An 18,360-nucleotide genomic window follows, 5' to 3' on the forward strand; every position below is an offset into this window, starting at 1 on the left:
GTGAGCATGCTGCCGGTTCCCCACGTCGCCATCATCGTCGTCGCCGCCGGGTCGGGTACCCGCCTGGGTGCCGGCGGTCCGAAGGCGATGGTGGGGATCGACGAATCGTCCATCCTCCGCCACGCGCTCGCGGGCGTGTTCCGCGCCGAGCCGGCGCAGGTCGTGGTGGTCGCGCCCGCGACCCATCAGGGTGATGCCCTGACCGACGCATTGGCCGCTGCCGGTGACCGCCGCGACCTCGTCACCGTGGTCGCCGGCGGCTCCACGCGGCAGGAATCGGTCTCCGCCGGCCTGCGGGCGCTCTGGCCCGACGTCGAGTACGTCCTCGTCCACGACGCCGCGCGGGCGCTCGCCCCGGCCGAGCTGTTCGCCCGGGTGCTCGATGCGCTCCACGACGGCCTCCCCGCCGTCCTCCCCGCGCTCCCCGTGATCGACACCGTGAAGCGCGTCGCCGGACCGCGCGTGCGAGAAGCGGTCGATCGGGCCGATCTCGTCGCCGCCCAGACGCCGCAGGGATTCCGTCGCGACATCCTCGACACGGCCTACCGCCTCGCCGACCACGAGCACACCGACGACGCCGCTCTCGTGGCGGCCGCCGGCCACCCGATCGCGATCGTCGACGGCGATCCGTTGGCGTTCAAGATCACGACGCCCGCCGACCTCGATCGGGCCCGCCATCTCGTCGCCCCGGTGCCGAGGGTGCAGACGGTGCTCGATGAGCCGCAGGCGGCTCCGCGCGTCGGCCTCGGGACCGACGTGCACGGTTTCGGGGGCGAGGGTGCGCTGTGGCTCGCGGGGGTGGAGTGGCCGGGCGAACCGGCGCTCTCGGGGCACTCCGACGGCGATGCCGTCGCTCACGCGATCGTCGACGCCCTTCTCGGGGCGGCAGGCCTCGGCGACATCGGCACGCACTTCGGCACCGACCGACCCGAATACGTCGGCGCGCATGCCGACGCCTTCCTCTCGCGCACGTTGGCGCTGGTCGGCGAGGCCGGATGGCGCATCGGCAACGTCTCGGTGCAGATGCAGGCGAACCGCCCGCGCTTCGCACCGCGCCGGGCCGAGGCGGAAGCCGCGCTCTCGGCCGCGCTCGGCGGGGCTTCCGTCTCGGTCAGCGCGACGACGACCGACGGGCTCGGCTTCACCGGCCGCGGCGAGGGAGTCTCCGTCACCGCCGTCGCACTCCTGCTCCCGGCGTGATGCCGCGACGCCGCGTCAGAGCGCGCGCGTGAAGAACGCCGAGAACGGGTCGTCGACGTAGGGCGCGAACGGCGCGCATCGCACGAACCCCTCGCTCTCGTACAGGCGCTGCGCGGGGAGGAAGTCGTCGGGCGTTCCCGTCTCCAGCCACAGGCTCGTGAACCCTGCGGCGCGTGCCTCGTCGATGACGTGGCGCAGCAGCATCCGTCCGACTCCCCGGCCGAGGAAGGGGTCGGCCACGCGCATCGACTTCAGCTCGCCGCGCTCGTCGTCGAGCCGTTTGAGCGCGATGATCCCGGCGATGCGGTCGTCGTCCCAGGCCGACCAGAACGTGATGTCGGGATGCTGGAGGGCCTCCACGTCGAGCGCGTGCGTGCTCTCGGGTGGCGAGGTGGCATGCATCCCGGAGAGGTGAAGGGCGATCAGGGCACGGGTGGGTTCTCCCGTGAGGTCGTCGACGCGGATGTGCCAGTCGGTCATCGCACCATCCTGGCCGACGGGGAGCTGTGGGACGTCACCCCTCGACGGCGAACGGCTTCGGGTCGCGGCGCGGCCGTGAGCCGACGGCCAGCAGCACCAGCCCCCCTCCCAGCACGGCGAGCCCGCCGACGGCCAGCGGGGAGAGGCGCTCGCCGAGCACCGCGACCCCGAGCACTCCCGCGGTCAGGGGCTCGGCGAGCGTGAGGGTCGCCGCCACCGAGGCGGTGAGGCGACCGAGCCCCCAGGTGAAGAGCGTGTACGCGACGGCGATCGTGGCGAGCCCGAGCCAGAGCGACATGGCGAGCCCGCCGGGCGCACCGAGCCACGACAGGTCGACGAACGGCAGCGCCGCGAACGCCACGACCGCCGATGTCGCGCCCATCGCACCGGCGACGGTGAAGGGGTCCCATCCGCCGTCCATGAGTCGACGCTGCGCGTTGGCGAACACGGCGAACGAGGCGCCGGCTCCGACCGAGCCGACGAAACCGAGCGGGTCGGCCCCCGCGGCGCCGTCGGCGCCGCCGATGCCCAGCAGCACGACGCCGACGAGGGCGAGTGCGGTCGCGGCCACCCACGCGACGGAGGGGCGGCGCCTCGTGAGGGCCCACTCGATCAGTCCGGCGATGACGGGCGCCGAGCCGAGCGCCACCACGGTGCCCACGGCGACGCCGTTGCGCTCGGTGCCGAGGAAGAACAGCGGCTGATAGACGGCCAAGCACAGGCCGGTGACCGCCATCAGCGCGGACGCGCGCGGTGCGAGGCGCGGCGGCGCCGCGGCACGACGGCGCGACCGTGCCCCGAGAGACAGCCCGATCGCCGCCAGCGCCGTGCCGCCGATCGCGAGCCGCATCGCGCCCACCGCGAGAGGCGTCGTGTCGGCGGGGCCGAGTGCTTGGGACGTGCCCGTCGTACCGAAGAGAACGGCGGCGGCGACCACGGCGATCAGGGCGAGCATGCTCCAGTTCTATCGGCTCCCGGGCGCCCGTTGCGCCACGAGGGCCCCGGGTAGGCTGGAGCGGTGACTCTCCGGCTGTACGACACGAAAGCGCAGGGCCTGCGCGACTTCGTCCCTCTCGACCCCGGGAACGTCTCGATCTACGTCTGTGGCCCGACCGTGCAGTCGGGCCCGCACATCGGACACGTGCGCGCGGCCCTCGCATTCGACATCCTGCGCCGCTGGCTCGCGCACCGCTTCGGTCGTGTCACGTTCGTGCGCAACGTCACCGACATCGACGACAAGGTGCTCGCCAACGCGACCGCCGTCGAGCCCTGGTGGGCGCTCGCCTACCGCATGGAGCTCGCCTTCTCCCGCGCCTACGCCGCGATCGGCATCCTCCCGCCGACCTACGAGCCGCGCGCCACGGCGTCGATCCCGCAGATGCAGGAGCTCATCGCGCGGCTGATCGACGCGGGGCACGCCTACGCGTCGACGGGCTCGGCGACCGAGGGCGCGGATGCCGCAGGCGACGTCTACTTCGACGTGCGGTCGTGGGGCGACTACGGCTCGCTGACCCACCAGTCGCTGGACGCGATGGAACCGGCCGCCGATGCCGACCCCCGTGGCAAGCGAGACCCTCGCGACTTCGCCCTGTGGAAGGGCGCCAAGGCGGGAGAGCCCGCCAGCGCGATCTGGGACTCCCCGTGGGGCCCCGGCCGCCCGGGGTGGCACATCGAGTGCTCCGCGATGTCGCGCCGCTACCTCGGCGCGGAGTTCGACATCCACGGCGGCGGACTCGATCTGCGATTCCCGCATCACGAGAACGAGCTCGCCCAGTCGACGGCGGCAGGAGACGCGTTCGCCCGGTACTGGGTGCACAACGGCCTCGTCACCGTCGACGGCCAGAAGATGTCGAAGTCGATCGGCAACTTCGTGCTCGCCGACGACGTGCTCTCCGTGCGCGACCCCCTCGTCGTGCGCTACGCGCTCGGCGCGGCGCACTACCGCTCGAGTCTCGACATCTCCGATCGCGCGTTCGACGAAGCCGAGGCCGCTCTCGAGCGCATCCGCACCTTCGAGGAGCGCGCGGTGCGTCTGCTCGCCCCCGATGAGGGCGGACGGACGATGGATGCTGCGGTGCCCGAGCGGTTCGCCGCCGCCCTCGACGACGACCTCGGCGTGCCGCAGGCGCTCGCCGTCATCCACGAGACCGTGCGCGAGGGCAACCTCGCCCTCGACGCCGGAGACCGCGACGCGGTCGCTACCGCCTTCGCCGCGGTGGCCGTGATGACCGGCGTTCTCGGCATCGACCCCCTCGACCCCCGATGGTCCCACGACGGCGGTGGCGCCGATGCCGACGCCCTGGACGCCCTCGTGCTCACCATGATCAACCAACGCGCCGATGCGCGCGCGAGCAAGGACTGGGCGACGGCCGACCGCATCCGCGATGCGATCGCGGCGGCCGGCATCGTCCTCGAAGACGGTCCCGACGGGACCCATTGGAGCGTGAACCGTGGCTAATTTCGGAAACCCGTCCGCCGGGCGTGGCAAGAAGAAGGGCCCGACCAAAGGCACGGGCGGCAAGAACAAGCGTGCTCTCGAGGGGCGTGGACCCACCCCCAAGGCCGAGGAGCGCGCGTGGCACCCCGCCGGGAAGCGCAAGGCCGCCCAGGAGCGCCTCGCCGCGGCCGGCGGCGGCAAGGGCGGCCGCCCCGCCGTGCGTGCCACCGGCGGCAACGCCAGCCGCGGCGGCCGGCCGAAGCAGGACGACGACACCGAAACGGTCACCGGTCGCAACTCGGTGCTCGAGGCGTTGCGGGCCAAGATCCCCGCGTCGGCGTTCTACATCGCGCAGCGTGTGGAGATGGACGACCGCGTGAAGGAGATGCTGTCGATCGCGACGAACCGGCAGATCCCCGTGCTCGAGGTCACCCGTCCCGAACTCGACCGCATGGCCGGATTCGACGGCGTGCACCAGGGCGTGGCGCTCAAGGTGCCGCCGTACGAGTACGCACACCCGCAGGATCTGCTTGAGGAGATCATCGACAGGGGAGAGCTCCCGCTGCTGGTCGCTCTCGACGGGGTCACCGATCCGCGCAACCTCGGTGCCATCATCCGTTCCACCGCCGCCTTCGGCGGGCAGGGCCTCATCATTCCCCAGCGCCGCTCCGCCGGGGTCAACTCGGCCGCCTGGAAGACGAGCGCCGGAGCGGCCGCCCGCATCCCCGTCGCCCTGGCGCCGAACCTGACCGCCACACTCAAAGACCTGAAGAAGCAGGGCGTTTTCGTACTCGGTCTCGACGGCGACGGCGACGTGTCGCTGCCGGCGCTCGACCTGGCCGACCGTCCCGTCGTCATCGTGGTGGGTTCCGAGGGCAAGGGTCTGTCGCGCCTGGTGACCGAGACCTGCGATCAGATCGTCTCCATCCCGATCTCGACGGCCACCGAATCGCTGAACGCCGGGATCGCGGCATCCGTCGCCCTCTACCAGGTCGCCACTCTCCGCTCCGTCCGCGAGTGACGCCGTCGGCGGGGCTCCTCCCGCCGCGGCCCGCTCGATGATCCGCACACCGATCGAAGGGAACGTCATGGCTCGTATCGCCGTCATCGGAGGAACCGGCTACGCCGGCAGCCACATCGTCACGGAGGCCGTCCGCCGTGGTCACACGGTGGTCTCGGTCGCTCGCACCGTGCCCAACGAGCGCGTAGAGGGCGCGACCTACATCGAGGGAACGCTGCTCGACGTGCCGAGCCTCGTCGCCGAGCTGCAGGGGGTCGACGTGGTCGTGTCGACCGTGCCGGGTCGCGACGACATGCTCGGAAAGGTGCGTCCGGCCGTCGCCGAGCTCGTCGCGGGCCTGCCCGAAACCGTGCGCATCGGCGTCGTCGGCGGTGCGGGCGGGAGCCTCGTCGCCGAGGGCGGACCGCGACTCATCGACACCGACGGCTTCGCCGAGGAGTACAAGCCCGAAGCGCGGGAGGCCATCGAGATCCTCGAAGACCTCGAGCAGACGCCCGCCTCGCGCGACTGGTTCTACGTGCACCCCGCCGGCGGTTTCGGCGCGTGGGCGCCGGGGGAGCGCACGGGCTCGTACCGCGACGGCGGTGACGTGCTCGTGACCGACGCCGAGGGCGAATCGTTCATCTCCGGGCCCGACCTGGGCGTCGCCGTGCTCGACGAGATCGAGTCGCCGAAGCATCCGCGCGGCCGCTTCACCGTCGGCTACTGACGCACACCTGACGCGGTCAGGGCGACGCGTCAGACCAGGTCGCGCCAGTCGATGTCATCGGCGGGGTCGGGGGTCGGGATGCTGCCCGTCACGACCGGGATCGTCAGCGTCTCGGTCGACGGGCCCATCAGCGTGGCCTCGTCGCGACGGTGGCGCAGCACGTCGTCGATGTAGGAGGTGAGCACCTCCGCCAGGGGCACGGCACGCCCGCGGGCCTGCGACATGTACCAGCGGTGCTCCAGCACCTGGTGGAACACCTCGGCCGGCTCGAGCTTGGCACGCAGGTCGAACGGGATCGCCATGACGATCGGCTCGAACACGCGGGTCAGCCACTCGTGCGCGACCATCTCCTCGTCGGCGCCGAGGCGCGAGATGCGCGCCCGGAACTCGTCGAGGTCGTTCAGCAGCCGTCGGGCCTGGTTCTCCTCGACGTCGAGGCCCGTCAGCCGGATGAGGCGCCTCTGGTGGTGCCCGGCGTCGACGACCTTCGGTTCGATCGCCACGCGCGTGCCGTCGGAGGTCGTCTGCATCGACATCTCGCCGATGTCGAATCCCAGCGCGTTGAGCCGCTGCACCCGCTCGGTGATGCGCCATGACTCATCGACGGTGAAGGTCTCCTGGTCGGTGAGAGCCGCCCACAGCGACCAGTACGACGACATGATGCCGTCGGCGATCTGCACCGCGTCGATGCCGCCCTCCAGGCGGCCGCCCGCCTCGAGGTCCATGATCTCGCCGGCGATGTTCGTGCGGGCAACGTCGAGGTCGTGCTCGCGCTGCCCCCGCGTCAGGCCGCCCTCGTGGAGCTCGCCGGTCTCGGCGTCGACGAGATACGCGGCGAAGGCGCCCGCGTCGCGGCGGAAGAGGGTGTTCGAGAGCGAGACGTCGCCCCAGAAGAACCCGACGTTGTGCAGACGCACCAGGAGCACCGCGAGGGCGTCGACCAGTCGGGTGGCGGTATCGGGCCGCAGCACCTGGGTGAACAGCGCGCGGTAGGGAAGCGAGAACCGCAGGTGCGCGGTGACGAGCGCCGCGGGGAGGGGCTCGCCGTCGGCGCCGGTCCGGCCCGCGATCACGGCGACGCGATCCACGCACGGAGCGTCGAGACGGGTGAGGTTGCCGAGCATGTCGTACTCGCGGCGCGCCATCTCCTCGGTGGTCTCCTTGATCGCGACCACGCGGCCCGACAGGTTCGCGAACCGCACGAGGTGACGCGAGAGACCCTTCGGCAGGAAGACGATGTTGCTGCTGGGCCATTCGGCCAGCGGTGTCGACCAGGGGAGGGCGAGCAGCCCCGGGTCGACGGAGCTGGCGGTGATGCTGAGGGAGTCGGACACGAGACCTTCCTTCACAAAGACGCGGCGCGTCCGTCGGACCCTTCGATGGACTCGAGGACCGACGGACGCGCCGCGACGGTGCTTCTGACGCTGTTCGTCCTGGCTTACGCCGAGGCGATGGCCTTGTCGTTCAGGCGCTCGCCCGACTCGGCGTCGAACGCGTGGACGTGGCCGGCGCTGGCGGCCAGGGTGACCGTCTCGCCCGCGTTCGGGTGGCTGCGGCCGTCGACGCGCGCGACGAGGTCGGCGCGCTTGCCGTTGATCTCGGTGTGGCCGTAGAGGTAGCCGTCTGCGCCGAGCTCCTCGACGAGGTCGACGACGACCGAGAGGCCCTTGCCGTCGGCGGGGCCGACGACGATGTCCTCGGGACGCACACCCACGGTGACCTGGCTGCCGTTGGCGCGGCCGACGGTGTCGCGGTCGAGCGGCACGACCTCGGTGCCGAAGCGGACGCCGCCGTCGGCGAGGTCGGCCGAGAACAGGTTCATCGCGGGCGAGCCGATGAAGCCGGCGACGAACACGTTGTTCGGCTTCTCGTACAGGTCGCGCGGGGTGCCGACCTGCTGGAGGATGCCGTCCTTGAGCACCGCGATGCGGTCGCCCATGGTGAGCGCCTCGGTCTGGTCGTGGGTGACGTAGACCGTGGTGACGCCGAGGCGACGCTGCAGCGACGCGATCTGGGTGCGGGTCTGCACGCGGAGCTTGGCGTCGAGGTTCGACAGCGGCTCGTCCATGAGGAAGACCTGGGGCTGACGCACGATGGCGCGGCCCATCGCGACACGCTGACGCTGACCACCCGAGAGGGCCTTCGGCTTACGGGTCAGGTACTCCTCGAGGTCGAGGAGCTTGGCGGCCTCGAGCACGCGGGTGGCGCGCTCGTCCTTGCCGACGCCGGCGATCTTGAGCGCGAAGCCCATGTTCTCGGCGACCGTCATGTGCGGGTACAGCGCGTAGTTCTGGAAGACCATCGCGATGTCGCGGTCTTTCGGGGGCACGTCGGTGACGTCGCGGTCACCGATGAGGATGCGGCCGTCGTTGACCTCTTCGAGGCCGGCGAGCATGCGCAGGGACGTGGACTTTCCGCAACCGGAGGGGCCGACGAGGACGAGGAACTCGCCATCGCTCACCTCGAGGTTGAGCTTGTCGACCGCGGGGCGCGTGCCACCGGGGTACAGACGGGTTGCGTTGTCAAACGTGACGGACGCCATGTTCTCTTCTCCTTCACCGGCAGGTACGTGCCGGACGATCCGTAGTGATGGAATGAGCGGGGCGGATGGCCCCGTGCGCACGGCTTCGGGCGCAGGGTCATTATGTCATGACGCGGGCCCGCCCGGTTCGGGGGTCGGATCGGCCGTGCGTCTGGGCTTTTCCCAGCCTGCCTGGCTAGCATCGTCATTCGACCGCGTTCTCCTGCGGCACGCTGGGATCCGAGCCCGGCGCACGTCTTTTCCAGAAGGTTTCATGTCCAACGACGAGTCCCCGAACGTGCCCGCGAAGCGCGACCGCCGAGAGGCCGTCCGTGAGAAAGCGCAGCAGGTTCAGACGAAGCAGTCGCGCCTGCGCATCCTGCGCGGCGTGCTGATCGGTGCGGGTGCGCTCATCGTCGTCGGCGGTGCGGCCTTCGGCGTCGCGTGGGCGCTCGACTCCACAGCATCCACCCCGCAGGCCCAGCCCGCGAACGCGTCGCATGACGGATTCACGGTCGCCGACATCACCGCCGTGGGCGGCACCGACGGCTCCATCGAAGACGCCACCCCGGTGCCGGAGCAGACGGATGCTGCGGTCCAGGGCGAAGCCGCGCCGTCCGCGACACCGACGGCGACCCCGGTGGTCGACATCCGCGTGTACGTCGACTATCTCTCCTCCGGCGCGCGCGAGTTCCAGCTCGCCAACCGGTCTCAGCTCTCGCAATGGGTGAGCAGCGACACCGCGTCGCTCACCTACTACCCGGTCGCGATGCTCACCGCCAAGTCGAACGGCACGAAGTACTCACTGCGTGCTGCGAGTGCGGCTGCCTGCGTCGCCACGCACTCGCCCGAGCGGTTCTTCGACTTCAACAACGAGCTGCTGCGCGCCCAGCCCGAGATCGACACCGACGGGCTGACAGATTCGGAGCTCGCCGACCTCGCACAGGGCTCGAGCGTCACCGACCCCACGACCGTGCGCTCGTGTATCGAGAACGAGGAGTTCGCGGCCTGGGCGAAGGCGGCGACCGATCGCGCTCTCAAGGGGCTGCCCGACACCGACGGGCTCACCCTCGACAGCACGCCCAAGGTGCTCGTCAACGGCACTCCCTACGTGGGCAAGCTGAGCGACCCGAAGGAATTCCAGCAGTTCGTCTTCGCCGTCGCGAGCGATGCCTACTTCCGCACGGCGACGCCGACGACCACCCCCACCCCCACCCCGACCGCGGCCGAGACCGCTGCTCCGGCGGAGACCGCGGCTCCCACCGAGACGGCCACCGCCGCTCCGTAGGGCTCGTTCGTGCGCCGATAGACTGGGCGCTCCGCCGGCTTGGCGCAATTGGTAGCGCACCGTACTTGTAATACGGGGGTTGCAGGTTCAAGTCCTGTAGCCGGCACCGAGATTCGGGCGTCGACCCGCACGTTGTCATACGGGGGTTGCAGGTTCAAGTCCTGTAGCCGGCACCGAGATTCGGGCGTCGACCCGCACGTTGTCATACGGGGGTTGCAGGTTCACGTCCTGTAGCCGGCACCGAGATTCGGGCGTCGACCCGCACGTTGTCAGATCCGCCCCCAGCTCGCTGTGCGCTCTAGCGCCGGCGCAGGGAATCGACGAAGACCAGCTTCTCCACGACCCGGCGGGGGAGGACGAAGGGGTACAGGTCGCGCTGCCCGAGGGAGCGGTTGACGACGTTCATGGATGTGGCGAAGGGCGACCACACCTCCGTGACCAGGGTGTCGAACGCCATGTCGGGATCGATCGGCGAGATGAGGTCGAATTCGACCGCGGTCTCGAGGGTGTCGTGGATGTGCAGGTAGTGCGCCCATGTCTCGGCGAAATCCTCGTACGGATGCATGGTCGCGTACTCGCTGATGAAGCGGTCCTGCCAGTCGTCGGGAGAACCGTCGGCGTAGTGACGATCGATGGCCTCCTGGTAGTCGGCGCGTTCGTCGCCGAAGAGGTCTCTGGCCTCGTCGATGCGGGGCGTGGACTCGACCAGGTGCCATTCGAAGTAGTGGCCGGTCTCGTGACGGAAGTGGCCGAGCATCGTGCGGTACGGCTCTGCGAGCCGGCGCCGCACCTTCTCCCGATAACTGTCGTCGCCCTCCGCGAGGTCGATCGTGACGATCCCGTCGGCGTGTCCGATCGTCACATCGGCGTCCACGCTCGAGAGGAGGTCGAACGCGAGCCCACCCTCCTCGTCGGCGGCCTTTCCCACCACCGGGAAGTCCAGCCGCGCGAGGTCGCGCAGCAGGTGCCGCTTCGACTCCTCGGCCACGGGGAAGAGCGACAGGCCCTCGAGGTCGTCGTCGGCGGGACGGGTGCGCGTGAGGGCGCAGCTCTCGCAGAGATCCGCGTCGCGCGACACGAGCCAGGTGCAGCCGGCTCGCCCCGCATTGGCGCACCGCGACCACCGTGATGACAGCCCCAGGGACGCTACGCGGTCGTCCTCCCACAGATAACCGAGGTGCGTCCCGCACCGCACGCAGCTGGTGGAGTCGAAGAACACCTCGTGACCGCACACCTCGCATCGAAAGCGCTTCATCCGCCCGCACCGTCCTCTCCGTCGACGACGCTAGACCGATTCGACGGCGCCACCGGCCGACTTCGTCCGGGCCGCCGCGGATGATATGGGCGGGCGGTGAGATCGTCGTCGTGCAGCGATGTCGGAGGTCGGTCGTAGCATCCGTCCCGTGGGACGACTGACATACAACAACGACGCGAAGTCCAGCTACGACATCCCCGACGAGATCCTGTTGCCGCTGCGCATCGTGGTGGCCACCAAGCTCCGACGGTCCGAATCGTTCATGCTCTCCGTGGGGCTCGAAGGAACCGGGGGCTACCGCAGCCTGTGGATCGCGCCGTCGGTGCCGCTCGTGATCCAGGTGTACGCGGCACGCCTCGACAAGATCGACCGCGAGGTGCTCGACAAGATGCTCGACGAGGCATACAGCCCCAACGGGTTGGACCTCAGAGGTTTCGTCGGGTTAGTGCATGGAGCCGGTCGGCGCAACGGCGGGTCGGGAGCGGACGGCCTCGTCCACGCTTGAGGGATGCGCTGCATCACCTATGCCGGAGAAACCGTCCTCACCACCGATGACGTGGCCCAGGCCCTCGTCACACTGACCGCCGCCGTCGCGAACGACGGCCAGGCCGAAGCGGTCCGGATCCCGATCGTGATCGAAGACACCGGAGAGCACAGCGAAGCCGAGCTCGTCATCGGGGTGGGCAACGACGTGCTGTCGGCGCCGACCGACTGGGACGGCGAGGCGCCCGACTTCTCCGACGCCGCGGTTCGCCTGCGAGCTCACCGCAGCTTCCCTCGCCGGGCCGACAGCGCCGACGAGACGCAGGCCGGAGACCAGCACGTCTCCGACGCCCACTGGGACATCGAATTCGACGGGTTCCGCACGTCGTGAGCGCGTGACCCGAGCGAGGCGCCCTGCGCCGACGGGTCAGCGCTCCGGGGTGCGGAGCACGCTCACGGCTGAACCACGCCGAGATGCGCGAGGGAAGCCGAGCAGCGTGACGATGCCCGCACTCAGCAGTGCCGTTGCCATCCACACGGGCGCGGTGTCGACGACGCCGCCCGATTCGGCGAGCCGAGCGGGGTCGGTCGAAGGGCCCGCCTCGACCGCCGGTGCCGGCGTGGGGACGGCCGTGGAGTCGGGCGGCGACGGCTCGGGGTCGGTGAGCGCGCGCGGCGGGACGATGAAGGAGGTGACGTTCGTCGGCGAGGCGCACTGCGCCGTCAGCACCACCGAGCCCTCATCGCCTTCGGGGGCCTCCTCGCGGAGCCAGACCGCGACGGCTTCTGCCCACGGGATGCTCGCCTGTCCGGTTTCGTCGGTGGCCACAGTCGCCGTGAATATGGGAGTGGTCACGACGGGGCCGTCGGGGTCGGCCGAGACCGGCGCGGCGTACACCGCGCTGAAGACGATCTCTTCGCGACAGAATCCGACGACGGCCGGAGGGGGAACGACCCCCGACCTCAGTGACGTCACCGTGGTGTCCCCGGCCACCTGGAGCTCGAGCACCGCGGAGCGGATCTCCAGCGAGGCCTCCGACACCGGTCCGGCGCACGAGGCGAAGACCGTCACGGTGCCGCCCGCAGGAGCACCGGAGAACCGCAGCCAGGGCGACACCGACGACGCGGAGAGCCGGGCGACACCGTCGCGCGAGGTCACACCCAGCGCGAGGTCGTCGATCTCGCCGCGATCGTAGGCGAAGCGCAACTCCACCGGCTGATCCTCGTCGCAGCCGCGCACTTCGATGTCTCCGGCGGCGTCATCGGCGAACAGGTCCTGGACGAACACCGTCTCCGACGTGCTCACGCTCAGCTCGGTCGCTGCCGACGGTGCGGGAGCCGCCACCGCCACCATCAGTGCGCCGGCGACCACGGCACTCCACAACATCGGCGTCATCATCGACCTCATCCCGGAGCGGTGGCCCCTCTCGGGATGCTACCGCGCGTGGTCGCAGGTCGTCGGCGTGATCTCGCCGCTAGGAGTCTTCCCCGCGACCCTTCTTACGGACGGGCATTCGCGAGAGGTGGCGGGTGGCGTCGACGACCTTGCGGCGCGCCTCGCGTTTCACGGGAGGCTTGCCGCCGACGTACAGCCAGCCCAGCAGCTCCTCGTTCTTCTCCAGGCCGTGCGCCTTCGCGACCGCCTTGCTGCGGGTGTAGTCGCCGGTGCGCCAGAACACGCCCCAGCCGGCGTCGTCGAGCAGGAGGCTCAGCACGTGGGCGACGCCGGAGGCGACGGCCTCCTGCTCCCAGCGGGGCACCTTGCTCTTGCGGTAGCTGGCGACCACGGCCAGCAGCAGCGGTGCGCGCATCGGCTTGGACGAGACGCCCTTGTGCCCGGTGGCCTTGTTCATCGCCCGGCCCAAGACCTCGCGGTCGTCGCCGCGCAGCTCGATGATGCGCCACGGCCGGAGGGACGAATGGTCGGCGACACGCCCCGCCGCCGAGACGAGAGCCTCCAGCTCGGCGCGCGTCGGTGCCACGTCGGTGACCTTCGACCACGATCGACGAGAACGGACGGCCTCGAGTGTCGCGCTCATGCGTCGTCGCCGGGCGTGAACTCCAGCGCGAGCGAATTCATGCAGTAGCGGTCGCCGGTGGGCGTGCCGTATCCGTCGGGGAACACGTGGCCGAGGTGCGAGCCGCAGTTCGCACAGCGCACCTCGGTGCGCACCATCCCCAGCGTGTTGTCGGCAATGAGCTCGACCGCCTCAGGACGCACCGATTCGTAGAAGCTCGGCCAACCGCAGTTCGAGTCGAACTTCGTGCCGCTCTGGAAGAGTTCGGCTCCGCACGCGGCGCAGGCGTAGAGTCCGGCGCGCTTCTCGTCGAGCAGTTCGCCCGTCCAGGCGCGCTCGGTGGCGGCCTGACGGAGCACGGCGTACTGGTCGGCGCCGAGCTCTGCGCGCCACTCCTCGTCGGTCTTGCTGACGGCGTATGTCATCTGCGGATCCTTTCCACGTCTATTCAACCCGATGCCGCGCGGTGCGGGCCCGGCGTTGCCGCGAAGATGGGGGAGTGGATCAGGATGCTGCGACCGCCCTCGACGTCGCGATCGGCGCGAGGTACCGCCGATTCGCCGAGGTCGAGGCGCCGGGTCGCTCCGCCCTGTACGCCGACTGGGCGGCGGGGGTCGCCTCCGACGCCGAAGTGCGGGAGGTGCTCGCGCGGATCCCCGAGACCCATCGTCAACCTCCTCTGGTGTTCGCCGTGACACGTCTGCTCGGGGCGCCCGAGAGCGACTACCGCGCGTGGGCGAGGTGGCTCGCCGCGCACGCCGCCGTCGTCGTCGCCGAGTGCTCGGCGCGCAGCATCCAGACCAACGAGCCGCTGCGCTGCGCGGCGCTGCTGCCGGCGCTCTCGCTCGTCGACGGCCCGATCGCTCTGCTGGAGGTGGGGGCGAGCGCCGGTCTCTGCCTCTATCCCGATCGATACTCATACCGCTACGCGACCGACGACGGGATCGTGGCGCTCGACCCCGCCGCGGGCGTCAGCGCCGTCGTGCTCGAGAGCGCCCTCGTCGGGACGCCCCCGTTGCGCATGCCCGAGATCGTCTGGCGGGCGGGGATCGACCTGCACCCGCGAGACGCGCGCGATCCCGACGACCGCCGCTGGATCACGGGGCTCGCGTGGCCGGGGGAGACCGGCCGCGCGGAGCGGATCACCGCTGCGCTCGACATCGCCGCGGCCGAGCCTGCGCTGATGGCCGCGGGCGACGCATCCGGCCTCCTCGCGGAGATCGCCGCTCTCGCCCCCCGCGACGCCACTCTGGTCGTCACGACCCCGGGCGTGCTCGCGCACGTTCCCCGTCGCGACCGCGCGGCGATGATCACCGCCGCGCGCGCAGCCGGACGGTGGGTCACGATCGATGAACCGGGACTGCACGACGGATGGACGGCCGTACCCGAGCCGTGGCCGGGCAGGTTCGCTCTCGGTCTCGACGGCGAGATCGTGGCCTCGGTCGATCCGCTCGGCGCGAGCGTGGAGTGGCTGCGCGGAAACTCCGCGACACGGAGCTAGCGTGAGGGGGTGCCCCTCTCCGACCGCGACCGCGCCCTGCTCGCCTTCGAGGCCGAATGGCGCCGGCACGACGGTTCGAAGGAAGAGGCGATCCGCGCCGACCTGGGCATGCCGCCGGCGCGCTACTACCAGCTGCTCGGACGACTGATCGATACGGCTGACGCGCTCGAGCACGATCCGATGCTCGTGCGACGCCTTCGCCGACTCCGCGAGGCGCGGGAGGCGGCGCGCGCCGCCCGGGTGACGCGCACGGCGTCACGCTGACGGGTCTGCTGGGCGCTGGCGGGTAGCATCGTCGGGTGCCGAACCCGACGTATCCGCGAGACCGCTTCGACGACCTCGCAGACGAGACCGGCCGTGTCGGAGCGCACCGTTCCGAGAACCCCCGCCTGCGCGGCGGCGTGATCCTGCTGTGGGCCGTGGTCGCGACCATCGTGCTCGTCGCGGCCGGGATCTTCGGCTCGCTGGTGGTCTCCGGGCGCATCGCGCTGTTCCCGACGACCGCTCCGACGGCGGCACCCCTTCCCGAGGTGGCTCCCGTCGTCGACACCACCTCCACGGTGATCGTGCTCAACGCGTCCGGGCAGCAGGGGCTCGCCACCCAGACCAAGGATGTCCTGGTCACCGCGGGCTGGAACGCCGAATCGGTGCTGCCGGGTGACGCGGGCGGGTCGTTCGAGACGACCACCGTCTACTACTCGCAGACCGACGACGAGGCGGCGGCGCTGGGGGTGGCCGATGTGATCGGCGGTGCGCAGGTCGCGCAGAGCTCGCAGTACGACGCCTATCCGGTCGAGGACAATCCCGCCACCGAGGCCGACGAGACGCAGGCGGTGCGCTTGGTGGTCGTGATCGGAACCGACCGGGTCACGGGAGCGACTCCCGCCTCCTGACGCCCGGTTCGCGGGGCCTGTGTTTCCGGCGCGTAAACACTTGGATGCACGCGTGTCACAGTATGCCTCCGGACGGTGATCGGCCGGGCGGGCCGTGCCTAACATGGGGCTCGTCGCACAGCATCAGGAGAGTCGCATGACCCAGGGCACCGTCAAATGGTTCAACGCCGAAAAAGGCTTCGGCTTCATCACCGCGGGTGATGGCCAGGACGTCTTCGTCCATTACTCGAACATCGACATGACCGGCTTCCGCGTCCTCGAGGAGGGCCAGGCGGTCGAGTTCACGGTGGGCGCCGGACAGAAGGGCCCCCAGGCCGAATCGGTGCGCGTGGTCTGACCCGTCACCCCACGTCTTCGCCGCAGCATCCCGTCTCGGATGCTGCGGCGTTTCTCTTTGCGTCGGGGACCCTCCCCGCAGCTTGCACTCCCTAGGGGAGAGTGCCAAGATGGGATTAGCACTCGACTTCGTTGAGTGCTAAAGACTCTGTCTACCCAACGTCCGGGAGGGACGACAAAACATGGCAAAAATCATCGCTTTCGATGAGGAGGCCCGTCGCGGTCTCGAGCGCGGCCTCAACATTCTCGCCGACGCCGTCAAGGTGACGCTGGGCCCCCGTGGCCGCAACGTCGTGCTCGAGAAGAAGTGGGGCGCTCCCACCATCACGAACGACGGCGTCTCGATCGCCAAGGAGATCGAACTCGACGACCCGTTCGAGAAGATCGGCGCCGAGCTCGTCAAGGAGGTCGCCAAGAAGACCGACGACGTCGCCGGTGACGGCACGACGACGGCCACGGTGCTCGCTCAGGCACTCGTCCGCGAAGGCCTGCGCAACGTCGCAGCCGGCGCCGACCCCATCTCGCTCAAGAAGGGCATCGAGAAGGCCGTCAAGGCCATCACCGATGAGCTCCTCGCCAGCGCGAAGGAGGTCGACGGCAAGGCTCAGATCGCCGCGACCGCATCGATCTCGGCCGCTGACCCCGCCATCGGCGAGCTCATCGCCGAGGCCATCGACAAGGTCGGCAAGGAAGGCGTCGTCACCGTCGAGGAGTCGAACACCTTCGGCACCGAGCTCGAGCTCACCGAGGGCATGCGCTTCGACAAGGGGTACATCAACCCCTACTTCGTCACCGACCCCGAGCGCCAGGAAGCGGTCTTCGAAGACCCCTACATCCTGATCGCGAACCAGAAGATCTCGAACATCAAGGATCTCCTCCCGATCGTCGACAAGGTGATCCAGGAGGGCAAGGAGCTCCTCATCATCGCCGAGGACGTCGAGGGCGAAGCTCTCGCGACTCTGGTGCTCAACAAGATCCGCGGCATCTTCAAGTCGGTCGCCGTCAAGGCTCCCGGCTTCGGCGACCGTCGCAAGGCGCAGCTGCAGGACATCGCGATCCTCACCGGCGGCCAGGTCATCACCGAAGAGGTCGGCCTCAAGCTCGAGAACGCCACGACCGACCTGCTCGGCCGTGCGCGCAAGGTCATCATCACCAAGGACGAGACGACCATCGTCGAGGGTGCGGGCGACTCGGCTCAGATCGAGGGTCGCGTGACCCAGATCCGCCGCGAGATCGAGAACACCGACAGCGACTACGACCGCGAGAAGCTCCAGGAGCGCCTCGCCAAGCTCGCCGGCGGCGTCGCCGTCATCAAGGCGGGTGCGGCGACCGAGGTCGAGCTCAAGGAGCGCAAGCACCGCATCGAAGACGCCGTTCGCAACGCGAAGGCCGCCGTCGAAGAGGGCATCGTCGCCGGTGGTGGCGTCGCCCTCATCCAGGCCGGCAAGGTCGCGCTGGCGACCCTCTCGCTCACGGGCGACGAGGCGACCGGTGCGAACATCGTGCGTGTCGCGATCGAGGCTCCGCTCAAGCAGATCGCGCTGAACGCCGGTCTCGAGCCCGGCGTCGTCGCGAACAAGGTCGCGGAGCTCCCCGTCGGACACGGCCTCAACGCCGCGACCGGCGAGTACGGAGACCTCTTCGAGCAGGGCATCATCGACCCGGCCAAGGTCACGCGCTCGGCGCTGCAGAACGCAGCATCCATCGCGGGCCTGTTCCTCACGACCGAGGCCGTCGTCGCCGACAAGCCCGAGAAGGCGGCGGCTCCGGCCGGCGACCCGACCGGCGGCATGGACTTCTGATCCACGCTCGATAGTCGAAAAGAACGGCCCCTCCACTTCGGAGGGGCCGTTCTTTCGTTGCGGTCAGCGGAACAGGCTCGTGCTCGCCTGCTCGACGTCGGCGTACTGACGCCCGGCCACGGCGAGGGCGCCGTTGATGTCGGCAAGGCTCTCTTCGACCTGGCGCTGCGTCGCCCGCCAGCGTTCGACGACCCCCTGGAACGCGATCGCGGCCGAGCCGGTCCACGATCCCTGCAGTCGGGTGAGCTGCGACATCAGCGCGGTCGACTCGGACTCGAGTCGGCCGACCGTGCCCTGGACGAGCGAGGTGGCGGTGAGGACCTCGTCGCTGTCGACGGAGAATCTGGCCAAGGGGGCTTCCTTTCGATCGGATGCCGCCACGCTAGGCCGCCGGGGAGCGCCGCCCGTGGGTGGAT

Annotated in this window: 21 protein-coding genes and 1 tRNA gene; 13 read left to right on the plus strand and 9 right to left on the minus strand. The window is 70.1% G+C overall.

Annotation, left to right across the window (positions count from 1 at the left end; all coding sequences use genetic code 11):
- Positions 1-1,200 (plus strand): 2-C-methyl-D-erythritol 4-phosphate cytidylyltransferase, encoded by a 1,200-nt coding sequence (gene ispD, locus FVP77_RS02045; protein ID WP_147893024.1) that lies wholly within the window; start codon positions 1-3, stop codon positions 1,198-1,200.
- A 15-nt stretch (positions 1,201-1,215) separates the two neighbouring features.
- Here the strand turns inward: ispD and FVP77_RS02050 are convergent, their stop codons facing one another.
- Positions 1,216-1,680, minus strand: coding sequence for a GNAT family N-acetyltransferase (locus FVP77_RS02050; protein WP_147893025.1), 465 nt, complete (start codon positions 1,678-1,680; stop codon positions 1,216-1,218).
- A 34-nt stretch (positions 1,681-1,714) separates the two neighbouring features.
- Positions 1,715-2,635: a DMT family transporter gene (locus tag FVP77_RS02055; RefSeq protein WP_147893026.1), complete on the minus strand. Its 921-nt coding sequence runs from the start codon at positions 2,633-2,635 to the stop codon at positions 1,715-1,717.
- Between the two features lie 63 nt (positions 2,636-2,698).
- On the opposite strand from FVP77_RS02055, the gene cysS reads away from it, so the two are divergent.
- From cysS to FVP77_RS02070, 3 genes are all read left to right on the plus strand, one after another.
- Positions 2,699-4,138 (plus strand): cysteine--tRNA ligase, encoded by a 1,440-nt coding sequence (cysS, locus tag FVP77_RS02060; RefSeq protein WP_147893027.1) that lies wholly within the window; start codon positions 2,699-2,701, stop codon positions 4,136-4,138.
- A complete protein-coding gene (gene rlmB / locus FVP77_RS02065; protein WP_147893028.1) occupies positions 4,131-5,138 on the plus strand; it encodes a 23S rRNA (guanosine(2251)-2'-O)-methyltransferase RlmB in 1,008 nt (335 codons plus the stop codon). The genes cysS and rlmB overlap by 8 nt, the downstream gene beginning before the upstream one ends.
- A 67-nt stretch (positions 5,139-5,205) precedes the next feature.
- Complete coding sequence (locus tag FVP77_RS02070) at positions 5,206-5,847, plus strand: NAD(P)-dependent oxidoreductase (RefSeq protein ID WP_147893029.1); 642 nt, start codon at positions 5,206-5,208, stop codon at positions 5,845-5,847.
- Positions 5,848-5,876: 29 nt separating this feature from the next.
- Here FVP77_RS02070 and FVP77_RS02075 read toward each other — a convergent pair whose 3' ends face one another.
- Together FVP77_RS02075 and FVP77_RS02080 are read right to left on the minus strand one after the other, a co-directional pair.
- A complete protein-coding gene (locus tag FVP77_RS02075; protein WP_147893030.1) occupies positions 5,877-7,181 on the minus strand; it encodes a DUF4032 domain-containing protein in 1,305 nt (434 codons plus the stop codon).
- Between the two features lie 104 nt (positions 7,182-7,285).
- Positions 7,286-8,389 (minus strand): ABC transporter ATP-binding protein, encoded by a 1,104-nt coding sequence (locus tag FVP77_RS02080; RefSeq protein WP_147893031.1) that lies wholly within the window; start codon positions 8,387-8,389, stop codon positions 7,286-7,288.
- Between the two features lie 253 nt (positions 8,390-8,642).
- On the opposite strand from FVP77_RS02080, the gene FVP77_RS02085 reads away from it, so the two are divergent.
- Both FVP77_RS02085 and FVP77_RS02090 read left to right on the plus strand, forming a co-directional pair.
- Positions 8,643-9,656 (plus strand): DsbA family protein, encoded by a 1,014-nt coding sequence (locus FVP77_RS02085; RefSeq protein WP_147893032.1) that lies wholly within the window; start codon positions 8,643-8,645, stop codon positions 9,654-9,656.
- A 33-nt stretch (positions 9,657-9,689) separates the two neighbouring features.
- Positions 9,690-9,762 (plus strand) — tRNA-Thr (locus tag FVP77_RS02090).
- Between the two features lie 192 nt (positions 9,763-9,954).
- On the opposite strand, the gene FVP77_RS02095 is transcribed toward FVP77_RS02090, so the two are convergent.
- Entirely contained in the window at positions 9,955-10,911 is a 957-nt protein-coding gene (locus tag FVP77_RS02095; protein WP_147893033.1) for a zinc-binding metallopeptidase family protein, read from the minus strand.
- A 148-nt stretch (positions 10,912-11,059) separates the two neighbouring features.
- On the opposite strand from FVP77_RS02095, the gene FVP77_RS02100 reads away from it, so the two are divergent.
- Positions 11,060-11,416 (plus strand): DUF7882 family protein, encoded by a 357-nt coding sequence (locus FVP77_RS02100; RefSeq protein ID WP_147893034.1) that lies wholly within the window; start codon positions 11,060-11,062, stop codon positions 11,414-11,416.
- Between the two features lie 3 nt (positions 11,417-11,419).
- A complete protein-coding gene (locus FVP77_RS02105) occupies positions 11,420-11,785 on the plus strand; it encodes a hypothetical protein (protein WP_147893035.1) in 366 nt (121 codons plus the stop codon).
- A gap of 36 nt (positions 11,786-11,821) precedes the next feature.
- On the opposite strand, the gene FVP77_RS02110 is transcribed toward FVP77_RS02105, so the two are convergent.
- The 3 genes from FVP77_RS02110 to msrB form a co-directional block, all read right to left on the minus strand.
- Complete coding sequence (locus FVP77_RS02110; RefSeq protein WP_147893036.1) at positions 11,822-12,781, minus strand: hypothetical protein; 960 nt, start codon at positions 12,779-12,781, stop codon at positions 11,822-11,824.
- 88 nt (positions 12,782-12,869) lie between these two features.
- Positions 12,870-13,433, minus strand: a complete 564-nt coding sequence (locus FVP77_RS02115; protein WP_147893037.1) for a nitroreductase family protein — start codon at positions 13,431-13,433, stop codon at positions 12,870-12,872.
- On the minus strand, positions 13,430-13,837 hold the full coding sequence (gene msrB / locus FVP77_RS02120) for a peptide-methionine (R)-S-oxide reductase MsrB (RefSeq protein WP_121150084.1): 408 nt from the start codon (positions 13,835-13,837) through the stop codon (positions 13,430-13,432). Before msrB ends, FVP77_RS02115 begins: the two co-directional genes overlap by 4 nt.
- A gap of 74 nt (positions 13,838-13,911) precedes the next feature.
- On the opposite strand from msrB, the gene FVP77_RS02125 reads away from it, so the two are divergent.
- The 5 genes from FVP77_RS02125 (at position 13,912) to groL (ending at position 17,944) form a co-directional block, all read left to right on the plus strand.
- Complete coding sequence (locus FVP77_RS02125) at positions 13,912-14,913, plus strand: DUF2332 family protein (protein ID WP_246133939.1); 1,002 nt, start codon at positions 13,912-13,914, stop codon at positions 14,911-14,913.
- A 9-nt stretch (positions 14,914-14,922) separates the two neighbouring features.
- The gene (locus tag FVP77_RS02130; protein WP_121150086.1) at positions 14,923-15,177 is read left to right on the plus strand and encodes a DUF3263 domain-containing protein; all 255 of its coding nucleotides are present in this window, start codon (positions 14,923-14,925) and stop codon (positions 15,175-15,177) included.
- A gap of 35 nt (positions 15,178-15,212) precedes the next feature.
- Positions 15,213-15,806 (plus strand): LytR C-terminal domain-containing protein, encoded by a 594-nt coding sequence (locus FVP77_RS02135; RefSeq protein WP_147893039.1) that lies wholly within the window; start codon positions 15,213-15,215, stop codon positions 15,804-15,806.
- Positions 15,807-15,942: 136 nt separating this feature from the next.
- A complete protein-coding gene (locus FVP77_RS02140; protein WP_116647655.1) occupies positions 15,943-16,143 on the plus strand; it encodes a cold-shock protein in 201 nt (66 codons plus the stop codon).
- A gap of 181 nt (positions 16,144-16,324) precedes the next feature.
- Positions 16,325-17,944: a chaperonin GroEL gene (groL, locus tag FVP77_RS02145; protein WP_116647586.1), complete on the plus strand. Its 1,620-nt coding sequence runs from the start codon at positions 16,325-16,327 to the stop codon at positions 17,942-17,944.
- A 63-nt stretch (positions 17,945-18,007) separates the two neighbouring features.
- Here the strand turns inward: groL and FVP77_RS02150 are convergent, their stop codons facing one another.
- Complete coding sequence (locus FVP77_RS02150) at positions 18,008-18,295, minus strand: WXG100 family type VII secretion target (protein WP_147893040.1); 288 nt, start codon at positions 18,293-18,295, stop codon at positions 18,008-18,010.
- Between the last annotated feature and the right edge of the window lie 65 nt (positions 18,296-18,360).

The sequence above is a fragment of the Microbacterium hatanonis genome (assembly GCF_008017415.1).
GTDB lineage: Bacteria > Actinomycetota > Actinomycetes > Actinomycetales > Microbacteriaceae > Microbacterium > Microbacterium hatanonis.